22 protein-coding genes are annotated in these 19,848 nt (G+C 38.1%); 13 read left to right on the top strand and 9 right to left on the bottom strand.

Annotated elements, in window-relative coordinates:
• The first annotated feature begins 19 nt into the window (after positions 1–19).
• From HME7025_RS04495 to HME7025_RS13375, 11 genes are all read left to right on the top strand, one after another.
• On the top strand, positions 20–1,999 hold the full coding sequence (locus tag HME7025_RS04495) for a fumarate reductase/succinate dehydrogenase flavoprotein subunit (RefSeq protein WP_109322494.1): 1,980 nt from the start codon (positions 20–22) through the stop codon (positions 1,997–1,999).
• 9 nt (positions 2,000–2,008) lie between these two features.
• On the top strand, positions 2,009–2,767 hold the full coding sequence (locus HME7025_RS04490; protein WP_109322493.1) for a succinate dehydrogenase/fumarate reductase iron-sulfur subunit: 759 nt from the start codon (positions 2,009–2,011) through the stop codon (positions 2,765–2,767).
• A gap of 47 nt (positions 2,768–2,814) precedes the next feature.
• On the top strand, positions 2,815–3,405 hold the full coding sequence (locus tag HME7025_RS04485; protein WP_109322492.1) for a thymidine kinase: 591 nt from the start codon (positions 2,815–2,817) through the stop codon (positions 3,403–3,405).
• Positions 3,398–3,853, top strand: coding sequence for a YkgJ family cysteine cluster protein (locus tag HME7025_RS04480; RefSeq protein ID WP_109322491.1), 456 nt, complete (start codon positions 3,398–3,400; stop codon positions 3,851–3,853). The genes HME7025_RS04485 and HME7025_RS04480 overlap by 8 nt, the downstream gene beginning before the upstream one ends.
• A gap of 77 nt (positions 3,854–3,930) precedes the next feature.
• Complete coding sequence (locus tag HME7025_RS04475; RefSeq protein ID WP_109322490.1) at positions 3,931–4,848, top strand: ROK family protein; 918 nt, start codon at positions 3,931–3,933, stop codon at positions 4,846–4,848.
• A gap of 165 nt (positions 4,849–5,013) precedes the next feature.
• Positions 5,014–5,250 (top strand): acyl carrier protein, encoded by a 237-nt coding sequence (locus HME7025_RS04470; protein ID WP_092019417.1) that lies wholly within the window; start codon positions 5,014–5,016, stop codon positions 5,248–5,250.
• Between the two features lie 123 nt (positions 5,251–5,373).
• Positions 5,374–6,621, top strand: coding sequence for a beta-ketoacyl-ACP synthase II (gene fabF, locus HME7025_RS04465; RefSeq protein ID WP_109322489.1), 1,248 nt, complete (start codon positions 5,374–5,376; stop codon positions 6,619–6,621).
• Positions 6,622–6,625: 4 nt separating this feature from the next.
• A complete protein-coding gene (rnc, locus tag HME7025_RS04460; RefSeq protein ID WP_109322488.1) occupies positions 6,626–7,369 on the top strand; it encodes a ribonuclease III in 744 nt (247 codons plus the stop codon).
• 6 nt (positions 7,370–7,375) lie between these two features.
• The gene (locus HME7025_RS04455; protein WP_109322487.1) at positions 7,376–8,332 is read left to right on the top strand and encodes a hypothetical protein; all 957 of its coding nucleotides are present in this window, start codon (positions 7,376–7,378) and stop codon (positions 8,330–8,332) included.
• Positions 8,333–8,399: 67 nt separating this feature from the next.
• Entirely contained in the window at positions 8,400–10,031 is a 1,632-nt protein-coding gene (locus HME7025_RS04450; RefSeq protein WP_109322486.1) for a hypothetical protein, read from the top strand.
• 171 nt (positions 10,032–10,202) lie between these two features.
• Positions 10,203–10,355: a hypothetical protein gene (locus HME7025_RS13375; protein WP_154401928.1), complete on the top strand. Its 153-nt coding sequence runs from the start codon at positions 10,203–10,205 to the stop codon at positions 10,353–10,355.
• On the opposite strand, the gene kdsA is transcribed toward HME7025_RS13375, so the two are convergent.
• The 3 genes from kdsA to HME7025_RS04435 are packed head-to-tail and all read right to left on the bottom strand — an operon-like array spanning position 10,350 to position 12,931.
• Positions 10,350–11,159, bottom strand: a complete 810-nt coding sequence (gene kdsA / locus HME7025_RS04445; RefSeq protein ID WP_109322485.1) for a 3-deoxy-8-phosphooctulonate synthase — start codon at positions 11,157–11,159, stop codon at positions 10,350–10,352. The two genes, HME7025_RS13375 and kdsA, sit on opposite strands and share 6 nt — an antisense overlap.
• Position 11,160: 1 nt before the next feature.
• A complete protein-coding gene (gene murB / locus HME7025_RS04440; protein ID WP_109322484.1) occupies positions 11,161–12,201 on the bottom strand; it encodes a UDP-N-acetylmuramate dehydrogenase in 1,041 nt (346 codons plus the stop codon).
• Position 12,202: 1 nt separating this feature from the next.
• The gene (locus tag HME7025_RS04435; RefSeq protein ID WP_109322483.1) at positions 12,203–12,931 is read right to left on the bottom strand and encodes an ABC transporter ATP-binding protein; all 729 of its coding nucleotides are present in this window, start codon (positions 12,929–12,931) and stop codon (positions 12,203–12,205) included.
• A gap of 186 nt (positions 12,932–13,117) precedes the next feature.
• Here HME7025_RS04435 and HME7025_RS04430 point away from each other — a divergent pair, with 186 nt between their 5' ends.
• Positions 13,118–14,023: a prohibitin family protein gene (locus tag HME7025_RS04430; protein WP_109322482.1), complete on the top strand. Its 906-nt coding sequence runs from the start codon at positions 13,118–13,120 to the stop codon at positions 14,021–14,023.
• Between the two features lie 9 nt (positions 14,024–14,032).
• Here the strand turns inward: HME7025_RS04430 and HME7025_RS04425 are convergent, their stop codons facing one another.
• The 3 genes from HME7025_RS04425 to HME7025_RS04415 form a co-directional block, all read right to left on the bottom strand.
• Positions 14,033–14,443 (bottom strand): hypothetical protein, encoded by a 411-nt coding sequence (locus HME7025_RS04425; RefSeq protein ID WP_109322481.1) that lies wholly within the window; start codon positions 14,441–14,443, stop codon positions 14,033–14,035.
• Positions 14,444–14,487: 44 nt separating this feature from the next.
• Entirely contained in the window at positions 14,488–14,679 is a 192-nt protein-coding gene (locus HME7025_RS04420) for a type II toxin-antitoxin system HicA family toxin (RefSeq protein ID WP_109322480.1), read from the bottom strand.
• A gap of 167 nt (positions 14,680–14,846) precedes the next feature.
• Complete coding sequence (locus tag HME7025_RS04415) at positions 14,847–16,067, bottom strand: bifunctional 3,4-dihydroxy-2-butanone-4-phosphate synthase/GTP cyclohydrolase II (protein ID WP_109322479.1); 1,221 nt, start codon at positions 16,065–16,067, stop codon at positions 14,847–14,849.
• 90 nt (positions 16,068–16,157) lie between these two features.
• Here HME7025_RS04415 and HME7025_RS04410 point away from each other — a divergent pair, with 90 nt between their 5' ends.
• Positions 16,158–16,865 (top strand): ABC transporter ATP-binding protein, encoded by a 708-nt coding sequence (locus tag HME7025_RS04410; RefSeq protein ID WP_109322478.1) that lies wholly within the window; start codon positions 16,158–16,160, stop codon positions 16,863–16,865.
• Here the strand turns inward: HME7025_RS04410 and HME7025_RS04405 are convergent.
• The 3 genes from HME7025_RS04405 to HME7025_RS04395 are packed head-to-tail and all read right to left on the bottom strand — an operon-like array spanning position 16,862 to position 19,789.
• Positions 16,862–17,647, bottom strand: a complete 786-nt coding sequence (locus HME7025_RS04405) for an amidohydrolase (RefSeq protein ID WP_109322477.1) — start codon at positions 17,645–17,647, stop codon at positions 16,862–16,864. The genes HME7025_RS04410 and HME7025_RS04405 overlap by 4 nt on opposite strands.
• A gap of 11 nt (positions 17,648–17,658) precedes the next feature.
• Positions 17,659–18,939: a DUF4270 family protein gene (locus HME7025_RS04400; RefSeq protein WP_161956205.1), complete on the bottom strand. Its 1,281-nt coding sequence runs from the start codon at positions 18,937–18,939 to the stop codon at positions 17,659–17,661.
• Between the two features lie 40 nt (positions 18,940–18,979).
• Positions 18,980–19,789 (bottom strand): glycogen/starch synthase, encoded by an 810-nt coding sequence (locus HME7025_RS04395; protein WP_109322475.1) that lies wholly within the window; start codon positions 19,787–19,789, stop codon positions 18,980–18,982.
• Between the last annotated feature and the right edge of the window lie 59 nt (positions 19,790–19,848).

Here is a 19,848-nt window from a genome sequence, read left to right as displayed (position 1 = left end):
CTCAGCCGATACGATTAATATGACAAAATTAGACGCAAAAATTCCAGAAGGTTCTTTAGCCGAAAAATGGACCAAATACCGTTCCAGTGTTTCTTTAGTAAATCCTGCCAACAAACGTAATTTGGAAGTGGTCATCGTAGGTTCAGGTTTAGCAGGAGCTTCTGCTGCCGCCTCCTTGGCTGAGTTAGGATATAAAGTAAAAGTATTCTGCTTTCAAGATTCCCCTCGTCGTGCGCACTCCATTGCTGCACAAGGTGGTATCAATGCAGCGAAAAACTATCAAAATGATGGTGACTCTACTTTCCGTTTATTTTACGATACCATCAAAGGTGGAGACTACCGTGCACGTGAAGCTAATGTGCATCGTTTAGCGGAAGTATCAGGAAACATCATTGACCAATGTGTGGCTCAAGGTGTACCTTTCGCCCGTGAATATGGTGGATTGCTTTCTAACCGTTCATTTGGTGGTACGCAAGTTCAGCGTACGTTTTATGCAGCTGGTCAAACTGGTCAACAGTTATTATTAGGAGCATATTCTGCTTTACAACGCCAAGTAGGTATGGGAAATGTCGAGTTATTTACGCGACATGAAATGCTAGATGTAGTGGTTGTAGATGGTAAAGCGCGAGGTATTATTGCTCGTGATTTAGTTTCAGGTGAGCTAGAGCGTCACTTTGGACATGCGGTTTTATTGTGTACTGGTGGTTACGGAAACGTATTCTACTTGTCGACCAATGCCATGGGATCCAACGTAACAGCTGCATGGAAAGCACATAAAAAAGGAGCTTTTTTCGCTAATCCTTGCTACACACAAATTCACCCAACCTGTATCCCAGTTTCTGGAGATCACCAATCTAAATTAACCTTGATGTCCGAGTCATTGCGTAATGACGGTCGTATCTGGGTTCCTAAAAAGAAAGATGATACACGTAAGGCAAACGAAATTCCGGAAGATGAGCGTGATTATTACTTAGAGCGTCGTTATCCTGCATTTGGTAACTTAGTACCACGCGATATTGCTTCACGTGCAGCTAAGGAGCGCTGTGACGCAGGTTATGGAGTAGGTACATCCAAAATGGCTGTTTACTTGGATTTTGCAGCGGCAATCATCCGTTATGGTAAAGCTGAAGCCAACAAGAGAAATATTCACCATGCAAGTGATGAAGAAATTCAATTGATGGGTAAGGAAGTCGTGAAAGAAAAGTACGGTAACCTATTTGATATGTATAAGCAAATCACAGGAGAAGATCCATATGAATTGCCGATGCGTATATATCCTGCTGTTCACTATACTATGGGTGGACTTTGGGTTGATTACAACTTGATGACAACTGTTCCTGGTTTATATGCCTTGGGAGAGGCTAATTTCTCTGATCACGGTGCTAACCGCTTAGGGGCCTCAGCCTTGATGCAAGGTTTAGCTGATGGTTATTTCGTAATCCCTTATACCATTGGTGCCTATTTGGCTTCTGAAATCAGAACGCCAGCGATGTCAACTGACAGTGAGGTCTTCGTTAATGCAGAAAAAGCTGTAAAAGACCAGATTGAAAAATTAATGAACATTCGCGGAACGAAGTCGGTGGATTATTTCCATAAGAAACTAGGCTTAATCATGTGGAATAAATGCGGTATGGCTCGTAATGAAGCTGGCTTGAAAATGGCCATTGCTGAAATACAAGAATTACGCAAGGAATTCTGGAGTGATGTTCGTATCCCTGGAGAAGCGAATAACTTGAATCCTGAATTAGAGAAAGCTGGCCGTGTGGCTGACTTCCTAGAATTAGGTGAGTTGATGTGCAAAGACGCATTAGAAAGACAAGAAAGTTGCGGAGGTCACTTCCGTGAAGAATACCAAACTGAGGATGGAGAAGCCTTACGTGACGATGATAAATTCGCTTACGTAGCCGCTTGGGAATTCCAAGGTGAATCTAAATTCGAATTGCATAAAGAAGAATTGAAATTCGAAAACATTAAAATTGCTCAAAGATCTTATAAATAATTCGATAACATGGAAGGAAATTTAAACCTGACGCTTAAAATCTGGAGACAAAAAAATGCCCAAATTGCGGGTAAATTCGAGACATACCAAGTAAGTGGTATTTCGGAGGATATGTCCTTTTTGGAAATGATTGACGTGCTCAACAACCGTCTTATCGAAGAAGGTGATGATCCAGTAGCTTTTGATCACGATTGTCGTGAAGGTATCTGTGGAATGTGCTCCATGTACATCAATGGCCGTCCGCATGGACCAAATAAAGGAGTTACAACTTGTCAGTTGCACATGCGTAGCTTCAGCGATGGTCAAACCATCACCATTGAGCCTTGGAGAGCGGAAGCTTTTCCTGTGATTAAAGACTTAGTAGTTAATCGCTCTGCCTTTGACCGCATCATTTCTGCTGGCGGATTTATCTCAGTCAATACTGGAAATGCTCAAGATGCCAATAGTTTGCCTATTCCTAAAGATGATGCCGATGAGGCGTTTGCAGCAGCAGCTTGTATTGGATGTGGAGCTTGTGTAGCGGCATGTAAAAATGCATCTGCCATGTTATTTACTTCGGCTAAGATTTCTCAATTGGCATTATTACCTCAAGGCCAAGCTGAGCGTTCGAAACGTGCTGAAGCAATGGTAGCGCAAATGGACGAAGAAGGATTCGGTGCTTGTTCTAATACAGGTGCTTGTGAAGCAGAATGTCCTAAAGGTATTTCCATCGAGAATATTGCTCGCATGAACCGCGAGTATTTCTCTTCGGTATTTACTTCAAAATAATATGTAATTAAACTAGGCCCCTTGGAATCAAGGGGCTTTTTCATGCCTTGTTTTTAGAGCCCAATCATTCCAAATCATCTCAAAATGCCAATCCTAGCGGTTGGGTGGAAGTGATTTGTGGTTCCATGTTTTCAGGAAAGACCGAAGAATTAATTCGTCGACTAAAAAGAGCTAAAATCGCTCAATTGCAGGTGGAAATTTTCAAACCTGCGGCAGATACCCGCTATCACGACGAAGACATCGTTTCCCATAACCACAATTCCATACGTTCCACACCTGTGCATAGTTCCAGTGAAATATTACTTCTGGCAGGAAGCTGTGATGTAGTGGGATTAGATGAAGCACAATTCTTTGATGAAAATATTGTAGAAGTATGTAATTCCTTAGCCAATCAAGGTAAGCGGGTGATCATTGCCGGCTTAGATATGGATTTCAAAGGAATACCATTTGGACCTATGCCTCATTTAATGGCCATTGCTGAATACATCACTAAAGTTCATGCAGTATGTGTTAGGTGTGGAGGCGTAGCTCAATATTCCCATCGGATCGTACAACAACAGCAAACCGTGATGTTGGGTGAAGCTGAAAGTTATGAGGCGCTTTGCCGAACTTGCTTTCCACATAAAAGTCATGCCTAGAGATCCCAGTTTTACCAAAGTTTTTCAGCGTATTCGGGCCAAAAAACCGAAAGATTTAGATACGCAATTTGAAAAAGCTCATGAAGCTGTGTTTGAAAACATAGATTGTTTAGACTGTGGCAATTGTTGCAAGACGACTAGCCCTATGTGGAATGAAACCGATATCCAACGGGTAGCCAAACTTCAAAAAATGAAAGTCTCCGATTTTTTGGATACTTATTTGATTAAAGATGCTGATGGCGACTGGGTATATCCTTCGAGTCCTTGCCCCTTTTTATTAGAAGATAATGCTTGTGATATCTACGAACACAGACCCAAGGCTTGTAGAGAGTATCCGCATACTGACCGAAAAAATATGCTAGGCATTTTAAAATTAACTCAAAAAAATGCCCTGATTTGCCCAGCCGTTTCTCAAATCATGGAAAAACTGGAAAGAATCTATAACTAAACTAAATTGCCCAATATAATATTTGAATATGCGCGTAATTTTAAAGAAATTCGCAGCAAATTAAACCAAAAGACCGCATGGAAGCAGCAGAATATCTAGGAATTGACGTTGGAGGAACAGGAGTAAAAATGGGCATTGTCCATCCCGAAACAGGCCATATTAGTAATTTTCAAAGTTACGATACAGCCACTTGGAGAGAATCCAATCACTTCTTAGAGCGTTTAGCTGATGCCATTGCTTTGCAATTGTTCCAACACAAACATGTACATAAAGTGGGCATTGGTCTTCCTGGTATCTTAACCAAAAATCGTAAAACATTAATTGAGATTACAGCCATTCCAGAAATTGATGGAGCTCATTTAATTTCTATGTTGGAAAAACGCTTCCCTGATCATGAATTTTTCATGGAAAATGATGCTAATGCTGCTGCATTAGGAGAATTCTATTTTTCTCCAGAAAAAGAAAACATGCCAGAGGATTTCATCTTTTTAACATTAGGAACAGGAATTGGTGGCGCGGCGATCATAGATCGTAAAATCTTCTTAGGTGGAGATGGAAATGCCATGGAACCAGGACACGTACCTTCTAGAAATGGCAAGGTTTTAGAAAGAAACATTGGTAAAAAAGAATTGCTTCAAATGGCTACTGCCATGCGTGCATCTTATAAAGGAAAAACAGTTTTAGCAGCTGATGGTTCTATTTCAACCACTGCCCTAGTTGTAGCTGCAGAAGAAGGAGATGAACTAGCTTTGGCTATTTGGAATGAAGTAGGTGAAATGTTAGGAGATATGATTGTCTCACTAATTCGAATCCTAGATATCAAAAATATCTTCATTGGAGGAGGTTTATCTGCTTCCTTTGATTTCATCTTACCAAGTATGGAGAAACAATTGAACTATTGGTTAACCCCAGCTTACTTGAAAAAACTAAGCATTAAAAAAGCACTTTTAGGAAATGATGCTGGACTTTTAGGAGCCGCATCCCTTTGTTTTTAAGGCTTTGGTATAAATCAAATGCAAGAATTTTAAACAATTCAAAAAAAAGAATTATTTTTATCTAATTATTTATTTTAATAATGCAATTAGGCTTAAAATTTGTTTGATAATCTAAGTTTTAATTCTAATCTTTGCATCGTTTTTGAACCCCAAAATATTTTAGAAATGGCAGATATTGCAGAAAAAGTAAAAAGCATCATCGTTGAGAAATTAGGAGTAGAAGCATCAGAGGTTACACCTGAGGCATCTTTCACAAACGATTTAGGAGCTGATTCCTTAGACACGGTAGAGTTAATCATGGAATTTGAAAAAGAATTCAACGTATCTATTCCAGATGATCAAGCAGAGAATATCCAAACTGTAGGACAAGCCATCACCTACTTGGAAGAGAACGCAAAGTAATCGTAACGAAATAATAATGATGTCAATTGGTAATTGGTAATGACTCAGGAACCTAGTTTCTTGAAAAATCACCCTTACGAATTGACATTTTTTATTTTTCAAACCTAAAATATCAGGATAATTATGGAGTTAAAACGAGTTGTAGTAACGGGTTTAGGAGCCCTTACCCCTATTGGAAATACAGTTAGCGAATATTGGGAAGGTTTATCTACTGGAAAAAGTGGATGCGGGCCAATCACCAAATTTGACGCTGAAAAATTCAGAACTCGTTTTGCCTGTGAACTCAAGAATTTTAGTGTAGAAGAATTCATTCCACGTCAAGAGGCCCGCAAAATGGACCCTTTTACCCAATATGCCATTGTAGCCTCTGATGAAGCGATCAAGGATGCAGGGTTCGACATGGAATCAATCAATAAAAATAAAGTCGGTGTTATCTGGGGATCAGGTATTGGTGGCTTAAAGACCTTTGAAGATGAGATGATTTATTTCGGCAAAGGTGATGGTACGCCCAAAATCAATCCATTCTTTATCCCTAAAATGATTGCTGACTCTAGCTCAGGTCAAATTTCTATCCGAAATGGTTTCCGTGGTCCTAACTATGTAACTGTTTCCGCTTGTTCATCAGCCAACAATGCCATCATTGATGCATTCAACTACATTCGTACAGGTCGTATTAATATCTGTGTGACGGGTGGATCGGAAGCCCCAGTGACCATTGCTTCAGTTGGTGGATTTACTGCCATGCGTGCCATGTCAGAAAGAAATGATGACCCTGCTACTGCCTCTCGTCCTTACGACGTTAACCGTGATGGTTTCGTAGTTGGAGAAGGTGCAGGTGCATTAATATTAGAAGAGTACGAACATGCTAAAGCACGCGGAGCGAAAATTTACGCCGAGCTAATCGGTGGTGGATTCTCATCTGATGCTTACCACATTACGGCTCCACATCCAGAAGGTTATGGCGCATTACTTTCCATGATTGATGCATTAGAAGATGCTCAAATCAAACCAGAAGAAGTGGATTATATCAATACACACGGAACTTCTACCCCAATTGGTGACCCACAGGAATTAAAAGCTATCGTAGATTGCTTTGGAGAACATGCTTATAAAATGAGCATCTCTTCGACTAAATCCATGACTGGACACTTATTAGGTGGTGCAGGAGCCGTAGAAGCAGTGGCTTCTATCCTAGCCATTCAACACCAATTTGTACCTCCAACCATCAATTGCCATGATTTAGACCCTGCCATTGATCAAAAACTAGATTTAACCTTAAATCAAGGAAAAGCTAGAAAAATCGATGTAGCTCTAAGCAATGGATTTGGTTTTGGTGGACACAACGCTACCGTCATTTTCCGAAAAGTATAGGCTTATGAAAATTCTCTCGGTGTTAAGCTGGTTGAATCCTACCCAACTAAATGAAAGAGAGAAATTTCTAAAGAAATCTGTAACCCATTTGATTGGTGAAAGTCCTTCCAACCTATCACTTTATCGATTAGCCTTTTTGCATGCCTCTGCATCAAAAGATAGCATAGCTAAATCTTTCAAGGAGTCCAATGAACGCCTCGAGTTTTTAGGAGACTCCGTGCTTGGAATGATTACAGCGACCTATCTATTCCAAAAATTCCCTTTTAAAGACGAAGGTTTCTTAACCGAAATTCGCTCCAGAATGGTAAGCCGAGAATCCTTAAATGTACTTGGCAGAAAATTAGGACTAGACGAAGTCATCGAATACGAAAATCAAAAAAGAACCATACTGTCTCGCTCCAGCATGTATGGGGATGCCCTAGAAGCATTCATTGGAGCCATTTATCTGGATAAAGGTTTTGCCTTTACTCAAAAATTCATCATCAAAAAGATTTTAACGCAGTATTTCGACTTAGAAACTGTGGTGCAAAATAATCCTAACTTTAAATCTATTCTGATTGAATGGGCCCAAAAAGAAGGTAAAAAAGTACTTTTTACTTTAGATGAAGAAGGTCAACACCACAATAAAGAATTTACAGCCATCGTTCTGGTAGATAACTTGAAAGTAGCCGAAGGTAAAGGCTATTCCAAGAAAAAAGCAGAACAAACAGCTGCCATGAAAGCCTGTGAAGAATTGGAACTTAAATAATGAAAGATGCCAACGCCTAATATTTTGCTTCATTACTGGACCGAGGATGGTCAATCAAGTACTTTTCAAGATATTTTACAGCAAGAAATTCCCTCATCTATCCTAGAGGTATTACAATCTGAATTATTATTGCAATTACAAAGTCAACGAATTCAAGATCAATTACCTTGTTTTGATTGGCAAAATCAACGATTCCAAGAAAAATGGGACAACATCACACGTTCGCTTTTATTACAAGTAACTCTTCCAAATTACATTTGGAATCAATGGATAGATGAATTACAGAGCGACGATACTCCTACAGATTACTTATTCAACGTTTTAGGGGCTGAACCTAAAGAAATTAGCCCAGATACTCTGTTAACTGCTGAAGTTTATTTTGAAGCACCCGACAGCTTAGAAGAGCTTCCAGAAGAAGAATCAGAAGAAAATGATACTCCTGAACCTGAAATTATCATCATAGAAGAAAAGGTTATCGAAGTAGAATTACCAAAAGAAAAAGTACCCGAGCCTATACCAACCAAGCCGGTGACTGAAATTATTATCGAGAACGTACAATTAACACCTAATCCATCTTCTAATTCTAGCAGTTTCTTCCAAGAAGAACCTAAAGAACAAGCTCCTGCAGGAAGAAAAATCATGGAAGTTATCGCTGATTCTACTTCCGAAAAAGTATTTGAAAAACTTCAAGGTACAGATGGTTCACTGAAATCTTTGGTTGAAACCAAAATGACGGAAACCTTGGCCAATAGCATCAGCCTAAACCAAAAAATCAAATTCATTCAATCCATTTTTGATGGAGAAGGACATCATTTGAACCAATTAATTGACTTCATTGATAAAGAAGCTGAAAGCCAAACTTGGCAAATGACCATTCAGCAGAGATATGCTGAATTCCATCGTGCCGACAATGAAGAGTCTTGGAATGAATTACATGAATTGATTAGAAGGAAATTCAACTAAGTGATTTTCTTCATCAAGTAATTGATCAGATTTCTTGACCTAACTAGCTAATTTCACTTAAAAAAAAGTGAAATACCTAGCCCTTATCTTACTTACTTCATACTCACTTCTAGGTCAAGTTGATGAAAGTCAATCTTGGGATGAATCTGAAATCCGACAAAATACGTATCAATTTTATTTACAAAACCCGATCGAAATCAATCAGGCGCAAGAGGCAGATTGGTATCAACTAGGCCTGTTAAATTCAGCTCAAATTGCCTCCTTTTTTGAATTCAAACAAGCTACAGGGGAATTTGTTAGTATTTGGGAATTACAAGCTATCCCCAATTGGGACATTCCAACCCTCAAAAGAATACAAGACTTTATCATTTGCCGACCCATGACATTGTCATGGAATTGGCAACAAAGCAAACACCTTTGGATACATCGTATCGAATTCACTTTGGAAGAAAAAAAAGGATTTAGTCCACCTGATAATCGAAGTAAAGTTCGCTATTTCAATAGCCCCTATACTGAACTTCATCGATACCGAGGACAAATAAGTACTCCACTGGGTTTAGGTTTTCTACTTCAAAAAGACGCTGGCGAAAACAACATCGCTGATTTCAGCAGTTATTATATACATTGGAATAGACCTAAAAATACGATCTATAAAATAATTATTGGTGACTTTGTCAATCAGTGGGGTCAAGGATTAGTACAAGCTGGCGGGTTTTCATTAGGGAAAAGCTATGAAAGCATCATCTCCACTCAAAAGTTTCATCAAGGCGGGATTCCTTACAGTTCCAGCATGGAAGCTGGATTTTATAGGGGAATTCTCATGGGCTTTCAAGGTAAACGATGGCAAATAGAAAGCTTTATATCCAAAAGAAATTGGGATGCGAGTCTGCAAACAGATTCCTTGGGTATTTCCTATTACACCTCATTAACAAACAGTGGATTACACCGTACCACAAGTGAGTTGGACAAAAGAAATCGGGTGCAAGAATGGACTTGGGGAAATACCTTGAATTGGTATGCCAAAAATTCACCTCTTACTTTACAATGGAACTTAGTAGGAAGTCGTTGGTCACTCCCCAAAAAAAACTCTTCTCGAGCTTATCAAGTTGCAGAATGGCAAGGAAGTGAACTTCTCAACAGCTCACTCTCAGCCAATTTTCCATGGAAAAAAGCCCAATGGATGGCTGAGCTAGCTATCAGTCCTAATTCCTGGGCATTGATTCAAGGGGCAGCATGGGCTCAATCTAAAGCTGTAGATTTTTCATATTTATTCCGTTACCTATCTTCTGGATATTTTAGTCCTCAAGCCCAAGCATTCAGTGAAAACTCAGAGGTTGGCAATGAAATGGGGCTATTCCTAGGCAATCAATACCGATGGTCCAAAAGAAGTCGTCTTTCTTCTTACCTTGATTTCTTTCTTTTCCCTGCTCAGAAATACTTAGTAAGTCAAGATCATTCTTGGGGATGGGAAATGTTAAGTAGGTATCAATTTGAGCGCAGAAATAAATATAATTTCTTCATCCAACTCAAATGGACCTCTAAACAAGAAGATGCTCCCAAACCTTACCAAGATTTTATCCGAAAACATCAATGGCAGTTTAGTGGAGACTTTAAAAAAATCATCCATAAAAAATGGGACTGGCATAGTCGGATCATGGCTACCTATGTCCTTTCTCCTGCACAAAAAGATTGGGGATGACTGTGGCTAAATGATATTCACTTTTCGTGGCTTAATTGGCAAATTAAGGCCCGATCAGCGTATGTCCACAGTACAAACTATGACAGTAGGCTCTATGCCTATGAACCCAGTTTACCCTATGCATTTTCCTTACCTGCCTATAATGGCCAAGGTTTGCGAACTTGCCTGATAATGACCTATAAATGGAAGACAAAACTGAATCTATCAGCCAAAATTGGAAGAATGGATTACATGGATCGAGAAGAAATCGGATCAGGTTTAGATCTAATCTCTGGCACTCATAAAACGGATGTAAGCCTGCAGGTAGTTTGGAATAACTTATAAAATAGCTTCTCTAATCTTAAGCAATTTTTCCAATAAGCCTTCCAATTGGTCAAGAGGAAGCATATTGGCTCCATCTGACTTAGCAATGGAAGGATTAGGATGGGTCTCGATAAACAATCCATCTGCTCCCACTGCTATCGCTGCCTTGGCTATCGTTTCAATTAATGCCGGTTGACCACCAGTTACCCCAGAACCTTGATTAGGGCGTTGCAGAGAATGCGTACAATCCATGATAACAGGAACTTGAAAAGCCGCCATTTCTGGTAAATTTCTAAAATCAACTACTAAATCACCATATCCAAATGAATTTCCTCGATCGGTCAAATACACCAATGCCTCTGGATTTTCATGCTTCACTTTTTCAACGGCAAATTTCATGGAAGCGCCCGACATAAATTGCCCTTTTTTTATATTGACAGCTTTTCCTGTTTGGGCAGCTGCAGCCAATAAATCTGTTTGTCGACAAAGAAATGCGGGAATTTGTAACACATCTACATAAGGAGCCGCCATAAAAGCTTCGGCACTTTCATGTATATCGGTCACAGTAGGAACCTGAAAATGTTCCCCTACTTCTTTCAATATCTCTAAAGCAAGTATATCTCCAATTCCGGTAAATGAATCAATTTTAGTACGATTAGCTTTACGATAAGACCCTTTAAAAATAAAAGGTATCCCCATGGAATCTGTGATTTGCTTAATTCGTTCCGCTATTTCATAAGCTAAATCTTTGCTTTCAATGGCACAGCTGCCAGCCATCAAGAAAAAAGGTGCTTTATCTTGACTTGTCGTATAAGGTAAGTTCATCTTACAAAATGTTTACTTCGGTTTCTAATGCTACACCGAATTTGCTGAGAATAGATTGTTTAATTTGTTCAGATAAAGCTAAAATCTGCTTACCTGTAGCCTGGCCATAATTGACCAAAACCAATGCCTGTTTGGCATGCACTCCTGCGTCTCCTTCTCGGAAACCTTTCCATCCAGCTTGTTCTATAAGCCAACCAGCTGGAAATTTAATATCACTACTTCCTGTAACAGGATAATGTGGAATATTTGGATATTTCTCCATCAATTCGGTAGCCTGAGCAACTTTCAGCGTTGGATTTTTGAAAAAACTACCTGAATTTCCTATCTCTTTAGGATCGGGCAATTTACTTTGTCGGATCTCAATGACAGCATTTGAAACATCTTGAATACTAGGATGTGTGATGGATTTGGCATGCAACACTTCTTGAATTGCCCCATATGATGTCTGTGCTTCAGCCACTTTATTCAATTTAAAGCATACATAAGCAATCAAATATTTTCCTTTCCCCTCATGTTTGAAATAACTCTCCCGATAACCAAATTGACAAGCTGTTGTATCAAATGTTTCTAAGGTATAGTTAGACAAATTAAAAGCCTGCAAATGATCAAATGTATCTTTTATTTCTACTCCATAGGCACCAATATTTTGCATGGGAGCTGCACCTACAGTACCTGGAATAAGGGATAAATTTTCAATACCTGCCCATTGATGACTAACTGTATATTGTACAAAATCATGCCAAACAACGCCAGCTCCAGCACGCACCCAAACATGTTGATCATCCTCCTTGATTACTTCAATGCCATCAATAGCGACTTTCACCACTAAGGCATTCAAATCTTGAGTCAAAAGTACGTTACTCCCTCCCCCCAAAAAAATATGTGGCACATGGGAATATGTACCCGAATTCAATATCAAATGGTATTGTTCAATGGAGCGTATTTCTACAAAATACCTTGCCTTAACATCAATTCCGAATGTATTAAGCGATTGGATTGAATAGTTTTCCAATACTCTAGGCAAGGCAATGGAAGAAGGCATATTAATGCAATTTAGTGGATAAAAATTCTTGTAAGGCTGGTACATCAGTAGCCATCAGGGTTTTATTACTCCCCTCCCATAGCTTTTTGCCATCTTTTAAAAAGACAACATACTCGCCCATCCGAAGTACAGAATTCATGTCGTGCGAAATAACGACTGTCGTGATATTAAACTCTTTCGTAATTTCCTCAATCAACAAATCAATTTTAACAGCCGTCAATGGATCTAAACCAGAATTGGGTTCATCGCAAAATAAATATTTGGGATTCATCACGATAGCCCTAGCGATACCTACGCGCTTTTTCATTCCTCCAGAAATATCAGAGGGCATTTGGCTGGCTGCTGCTTCCAATCCCACTCGTTGCAAGCAAATTAATGCTCGCTCATTTTTCTCTTCCAAACTCTGTTGAGTCAAAATATCCAAAGGGAAACGCACATTCTCTAATACAGTCTTAGAATCAAATAATGCTCCACCTTGGAATAAAACTCCCATTTCGCGACGAATGGATTTGATGGTATCATTAGACGCTGTAACAAAATCCCGACCATCATATAGAACTTGTCCATGTTCAGGTTTTAAAATTCCAATCATACACTTTAACAATACACTTTTACCCGTCCCACTTCCTCCAATCACCATATTGATTTTGCCCTTTTGGAAGCAGCCATCTACTCCATTCAAAACAACTTTTCCATCAAACTCTTTGTGTATGTTTTTGATTTCAATCATATTCAAAATTAGGCATATTTTGCCAAAAATGAAGAATGTCTCATTTTTTAGCCCAATTATTTTCAATGTCTAATTTCAGTTCTACATTCCTATTAATTTCTAATATCACAAATTGATTGTGTGTCGAAACTATTCTTTGTACTTTAAGCCATCAAATCTATTTCATCCTAAACACTAACAAATCCTATGTTTTTCATCGTCGTTGGAATCGTTTTACTGGTCATTGGCAATATCATTGCAAATCCCAATTTAGTATTTTCAAAATATAGCAAAGCTTTCAAAATTGGAGGAATAGCTTTGGCTGGATTGGGATTGTTTAGCTCCACTGTCAAGCAAATTGAAGCGGGTGAAGTTGGCGTTCAAAGTTTATTCGGAAGTGTAAAACCTCAAGTTTTAAACAGTGGTTTAAATTTTGTTAACCCTCTATCCAATATTTTCATCTTTGATTCCAAGACTCAAAATTACACGATGTCTGGGGTACATGATGAAGGTGATAAAGAGGGTGATGATGCTATTCGGGTTCTAACAGCCGATGGATTAGAAGTAATCGTTGATCTAACCGTATTATATAAAATTTCTTCTCAAGAAGCACCTAACATTTTTAAAGAGATTGGTTTAGACTATAAAGACAAAGTGGTCCGTCCAATTACTCGAACCAAAATTAGAGACAACGCCGTTTATTACGATGCCGTTGGTTTATTTTCTAAGAAGAGAAACGAATTCCAAAATCGTATTTTCAAAGATATCGAAGCTAATTTCAAACATAGAGGTCTTATTTTGGAACAATTATTGATTCGTAATATCACCTTACCCAACTCTGTCAAACAAAGCATCGAATCCAAAATCAATGCAGAACAAGATGCGCAAAAAATGCAGTTTGTCCTTCAAAAAGAAAAGCAAGAAGCAGAACGTAAACGAGTTGAGGCACAAGGAATAGCGGATTATCAACGAATCTTGTCCACTGGATTAAGCGATCGTCAATTACAATATGAATCAATATTGGCTCAAAAAGAATTGGCCAAATCACCCAATAGCAAAATCATTATCATGGGTAATGGGAAAAGTAGTCCAATAATCTTGGGAGGGAATTAACTTACAAAGTTACACAGACAAACTTATATCACTTAATTCATTCGCCAGCTTATGTAATCCATTGGAAATTTGAACTATTTTCTTGTCCGACAAGGGTGCTAATTTCTTAGCATATTGCCTAAATAAACTTGGATTTATACCGACATAATGTTCTGCAAATGCAGATTTGTTAATTACATGGAAATAGTCAAAAAACTGTTCTAGATCCAACACATAATTCAAGGAATAATCTTGAATCTGTATTGAGTTTCCTATTTCATTTTCATAGTCCACATAGTGTTGAAATACTTCTACAAAATTGGCTTTCAATTCATTAACACTACTACCAACAGCCACCATTCCATCTATTTCTTTAGCATAAGCCGAAAAACCAGTTCCTGTTTTTTCTACAATGACCGTCAAACATATTTGCGAATTCATCTTTTGAAATTTAAGAGAGTCAAATCTACTTTAATCAATACAAATCACCTAGTTAAACCTGCTGCTTTTAAAATACTGGCAAAGGTTCCCTTGGCCAGTTCTTTTCCACCATGTCTCGGAATGGCCAATTGACCCAATTTTTTGTGATGCCTATATAAATCATGATTGGCTCCATTTCTATATAAATACCAACCATCATTTTTTAATATTTTCAACAATTCATTAACGGATGCCATTGTTTAATTAAAAATCATAACAAGATTATCTTTTAATTAAACCTTCTAAATATATAACAAATATGTTATAAAAAAGAAGAAGATATTAAAATTAAGTCAAATAAAACATAAAAACAGTCAAAAAAAAGCGCTCCCAAATGGGAGCGCTTTCAATATCAATATGTTGATTATTTCCTTAAAATGGAATGTCCCATTTTATCACGTTTCGTTTGCAAATAATGTTGATTGTGAGGATTTGGATTTATTTCAATGGGAATAGATTCAACAATTTCCAATCCATAACCCAATAAACCAGCTCGTTTTTTAGGGTTATTAGAAATTAATCTCAATTTCTTAATACCTAAATTTCTTAAAATCTGAGCTCCCACACCATAGTCTCGTTCATCCATAGCAAAGCCTAATTCAATGTTAGCTTCCACCGTATCTCGACCCATTTCTTGCAATTTATAAGCTTTCAACTTATTTAATAAACCAATACCTCTACCCTCCTGGAACATGTATAACACCACACCTTTACCTTCTTTCTCCACCATTTCCATGGCTTTATGCAATTGTGGACCACAATCACAGCGACAAGACCCAAATATATCTCCTGTCACACAGGAACTGTGAACACGCACCATCACTTCTTCATCTTTCTCCCAAGTTCCTTTCACTAAGGCTAAATGCGTATCTCCCGTATTTTTTTGTTTGAAAGCAATCAAATCAAAATTTCCCCACTGAGTTGGCATATCTACGCCAATTTCTCTTTGAATTAAAGATTCTTTATCTAAACGATATTCTATCAAATCTTTAATGGTCACTAGTTTTAAATCAAATTTATCAGCGATTCTTCGAAGATCAGCCAAACGTGCCATGCTACCATCTTCATTCAATACCTCAATTAAAACGCCTGAAGGTTGAAAACCCGCCAATCGTGCGAAATCCATAGAAGCTTCCGTATGTCCTGTCCGGCGCAAAACTCCTTCTGATTTACTCTTTAGCGGAAAAATATGACCAGGTCTTCCTAAATCACTCGGCTTAGTTAATGGATCTACCAAGGCTTGAATCGTTTTAGCACGATCCGAAGCTGATATCCCAGTGGTGCATCCATTTCCTAATAAATCCACTGATACGGTAAATGGAGTTTCATGAGAGGTAGTATTATTATCTACCATCATCTCAAGTCCTAATGCAGCACATCGGTCATCCGTCAAAGAAACGCACATTAACCCGCGAGCTTCACGAATCATGAAATTGACCAATTCAGGAGTTATCGCCTCAGATGCACATATCATATCACCCTCATTCTCTCGGTCCTCATCATCTGCTACAATGATAATTTTACCTTGTCGAATATCTTCTATCGCATCTTCAATACGATCCAATCGAATGGAATCTTCCTGCATGTTTTTAAGCTTTATGAACCAAAACACAAAGGTAAGCAGATTTAGTTCCCATTTTACTACCTTTGTTAGATAATCTATCCCTTATCAGGCATGTCGATTGAAGTTACTAACCTTTCTAAAATTTACGGTTCTCAAATCGCTGTTAATTCCGTAACATTTCAAGCTTCTGAAGGTCAAATCATTGGTTTTCTAGGACCAAATGGGGCAGGAAAATCAAGTACCATTAAAATGCTGGTTGGTTTAATTAAGCCAAGTCAAGGTGAGGCCAAAGTTCTTGGACTTAATGTAGCAAATCATGCCCTGGAATTAAAAAGTAAAATCGGTTATTTGGCAGAAAATAATCCGCTATATCCTGACATGTATGTTCAGGAATTCCTTGATTTTATTGGTAAAATACATGGGTTTTCTGCTCGTCAAAGAAAGACAAGAATCGATGAAGTTATCCAATTGGTGGGATTAGAAAAAGAGAAAAAAAAGAAGATTGGAGAATTATCAAAAGGTTACCAACAACGGGTCGGGATTGCACAAGCTATCTTTCATAACCCCTCGGTATTAATCTTAGATGAACCCACTAGTGGCTTAGATCCAAATCAAATGGCAGAAATCAGGTCCCTAATCCAATCATTAAGTTCGGGTAAAACCATCTTATTTTCTAGTCATTTACTTACAGAGGTCGAATCCATTTGTGATCGAATATTACTCATTAGCCATGGAAATTTAGTAGCAGATTGTTCGCTACAAGAAGCTCAAAATTATGCGGGGGGATTGGCTAGCTTCTTTAAAGATAAGACAGCTTAATTTAATTCAAACAAATCTGCATCGAGGTGTGCAGGGAATTTATCTCTAAAATCGATTAACAATTCCTTCGAGATACTCGTAGTTTGTATAGTTTCTTCGTTTAAAAGATGTACTATTTCTTCTCCCTTAAAGGATACAACAACAGAATCTCCTTGGTAGACTAACTCATTGTTATCTTTTCCAACACGATTAACTCCCACAACATAAGCCAAATTTTCGATGGCACGTGCTTTTAATAATGTCGACCATGCATGTGCTCGAACTGCAGGCCAATTGGCCACATAAATAGCTACATCATAAGCCATATCTACGTTTCTTGACCAAACAGGGAAACGTAAATCGTAGCAAACAAACATGGCTATGTTCCAAGATTTATACGCTAAAATAACCTTTTCTTCTCCTTGGCTATAGAACGTATGTTCATTACCCATTCGAAACAAATGACGCTTATTATATGATACTATTTTTCCATCTGGAAAAACAGCGAGCATCCGATTATAAAATTGATTGTTTTCTTTGATTTTGAGACTCCCTATCATCAATACATCCAAACGATTGGCCATCATTTGCATCCATTGAACTTGTGCTCCTTTGGGAAAATCAGCTCCCTCCGAACCCATACTAAAACCAGTAAGAAACATTTCAGGTAAAACAACGACATCCGTTTTACCTTGTAAGATTTGTAATTTCTCTTCTAGAACGGCACAATTTGCGGCAGGATTCTCCCAAATCAAAGAAGTCTGCACCATACTTACCCGCAAATTGGCATTCGGGGAAACCATGTCAAATCTATTTATTTTGCAATGTAGGTATAATACACCTTTAATTTAATCTTATTCGCATTCAAAGGTACATAACGTATATTATCACCAATAATTCGGCTGTAACCTCCCGAATTACTTGTCAAAGGACTTGTCACCAAAATGGCAAAATTCTTTTTATTGTTAGCGATAATATTTTGAATAGCTGTAGTAATATTAAAACTATACGATTGGGAAGCTGTATTAAAACTTGCTGACTGAGCACCTGAACCACCTTCAGTCAATAAATACCTTAAACCATACGAATTCTTTAATGTTCTATTGCTAGCATCCGTTTCAACCAAAGAGAGGGTGCCCAAAGTTCTTGACAGTTCATAACTATCTGCCGCGGGAATAACTAATTCGGCTTTATTAATAGCCACATTTTTATTCCCTTTCAGATTCAATAAATAAGGAATTTCTAATTTGGTAGCCAAACCTGTACCTGACTGAACATAAGTCACCATATTAGACTGTGAGGCTGGTACCAAATCTCCTGGTTTCTTTAAATTTGCTAAAGCCCCTGAACGTGATGCATTTAACTGGTTAAATCGACCGTGAATTTCCGCAACTAATGCCGTAGAAAGACTAAAATAATAGTTCACAGCATATTTAACGGTATCATTGGGATTATGATAATGCAAAGTCATCATCGAATAAGTGGGTGTAAAGCCTAAAATGGCAGCCTTACCTGCAGAAGTAGATTTAATATGCATTCCTTTAAAATAATCTCTAAAGGCAGCTCCACCAGCAGCAACAGACTTATCGGTATATTTCCCCAGCAATTCCTTAGCAAAGGAAGCGTTCATTTTGAAACTTAAGGTATCGTATTTCAATGAATCACCATTAGCTGTCTTGGCCTTAATGGGACGAGGGAAAAATGAATGAGTTCCAATGGGGGTTGGGTCATATGCCAAAGTGGAGGTATTAAAATAATCCACTGAACGACTCACACTGTCTTTCAAACGATAGATTGAAATAGTTTGTTTCTGCGTAGTATCCCCTACAAACGACTGATAAATCAAACTCATTTTCAATGAATCCAAGATAGAAGTCTCCTTACTTTTCAAGGTATCCACATTGGCTATTTGAGCAAATGCCGAAGCTGAAATGGTACCCAAAATAGGATCTTGATGTGATCCAACTAAAAATGCACCTGTTTGATTCGTGTAAATGGAATCAATCAAGACAGTAGATGAATGAATACTCAATGAATCAGTATAGTTCAAACCAACTTCTACACTAAACAAATCGGACCCAATTTCTTTGGGCAAATCACAAGAAGTTAGGAAAAGGGAAAGAATCCCTACCCATTTAATTGCCGGCCAATTCCAAATACAATTTTTCGAAGAAATCGAGATCATTTTCGGCAATATTTTGATAGGTTTTTGATTTAAATTCATCAATGATGGATTGGATACGGCTATTTTCCGCATTTTCTAATGATACTACTTTATCGGCATATTCTGCACCAATTTTAATGAAGGCAGAATAATCTGAATTTGCTAAACTAGTTAAATTTTCGTCTTCAATTTCTCCTAATTTCACTTTCTCTAACAAATCTTCATTAGAGAACGTAAAATCAAATTCAGAATTGTGAGGAGAGAAAATAGTTTTTGAATCTTTGAAGATCGGGTGATTCTTATAATGGGTAGAAATGTACAATGGTACTAAGCTCGACATCCAATCATTACAATGCACTACATCGGGTGACCAACCTAGTTTCACGACAGTCTCCAATGCTCCTTTACAGAAGAATGCAGCGCGTTCATGATTGTCTTCGTAGAATGCTCCTTCTTTGTCCGTTAAAACAAATTTACGCTGAAAATAATCTTCATTATCTATAAAATAAACCTGCAATTTAGCTGCAGGAATACTAGCGACCTTAATCGTTAACGGTTTTTCTTCCTCACCCATAGGGATAGTGATTCCTGATAGCCGAACTACTTCATGCAAACGGTTTTTGCGTTCATTGATGGAACCAAATCTTGGAACCAAGATTCGAATCTCCATTCCCCTCTCCTGCATCGCAGTTGGAAGGTTACGAACGAAGTCTGCAATTCTGGAGGTGTTAAGGAAAGGGTCAACCTCACTCGAAACGTAAAGAATACGTAATTTGGACATTCTAAATTGATTTAGGGGAAAATTATCCCAAAAAAACTTTGCAAAAATATAAAAATTTT

This window comes from Aquirufa nivalisilvae (assembly GCF_003143535.1).
In the GTDB taxonomy this organism is placed as follows: Bacteria; Bacteroidota; Bacteroidia; order Cytophagales; family Spirosomataceae; genus Aquirufa; species Aquirufa nivalisilvae.
This window is presented reverse-complemented; position numbering and strand designations above follow the sequence as displayed.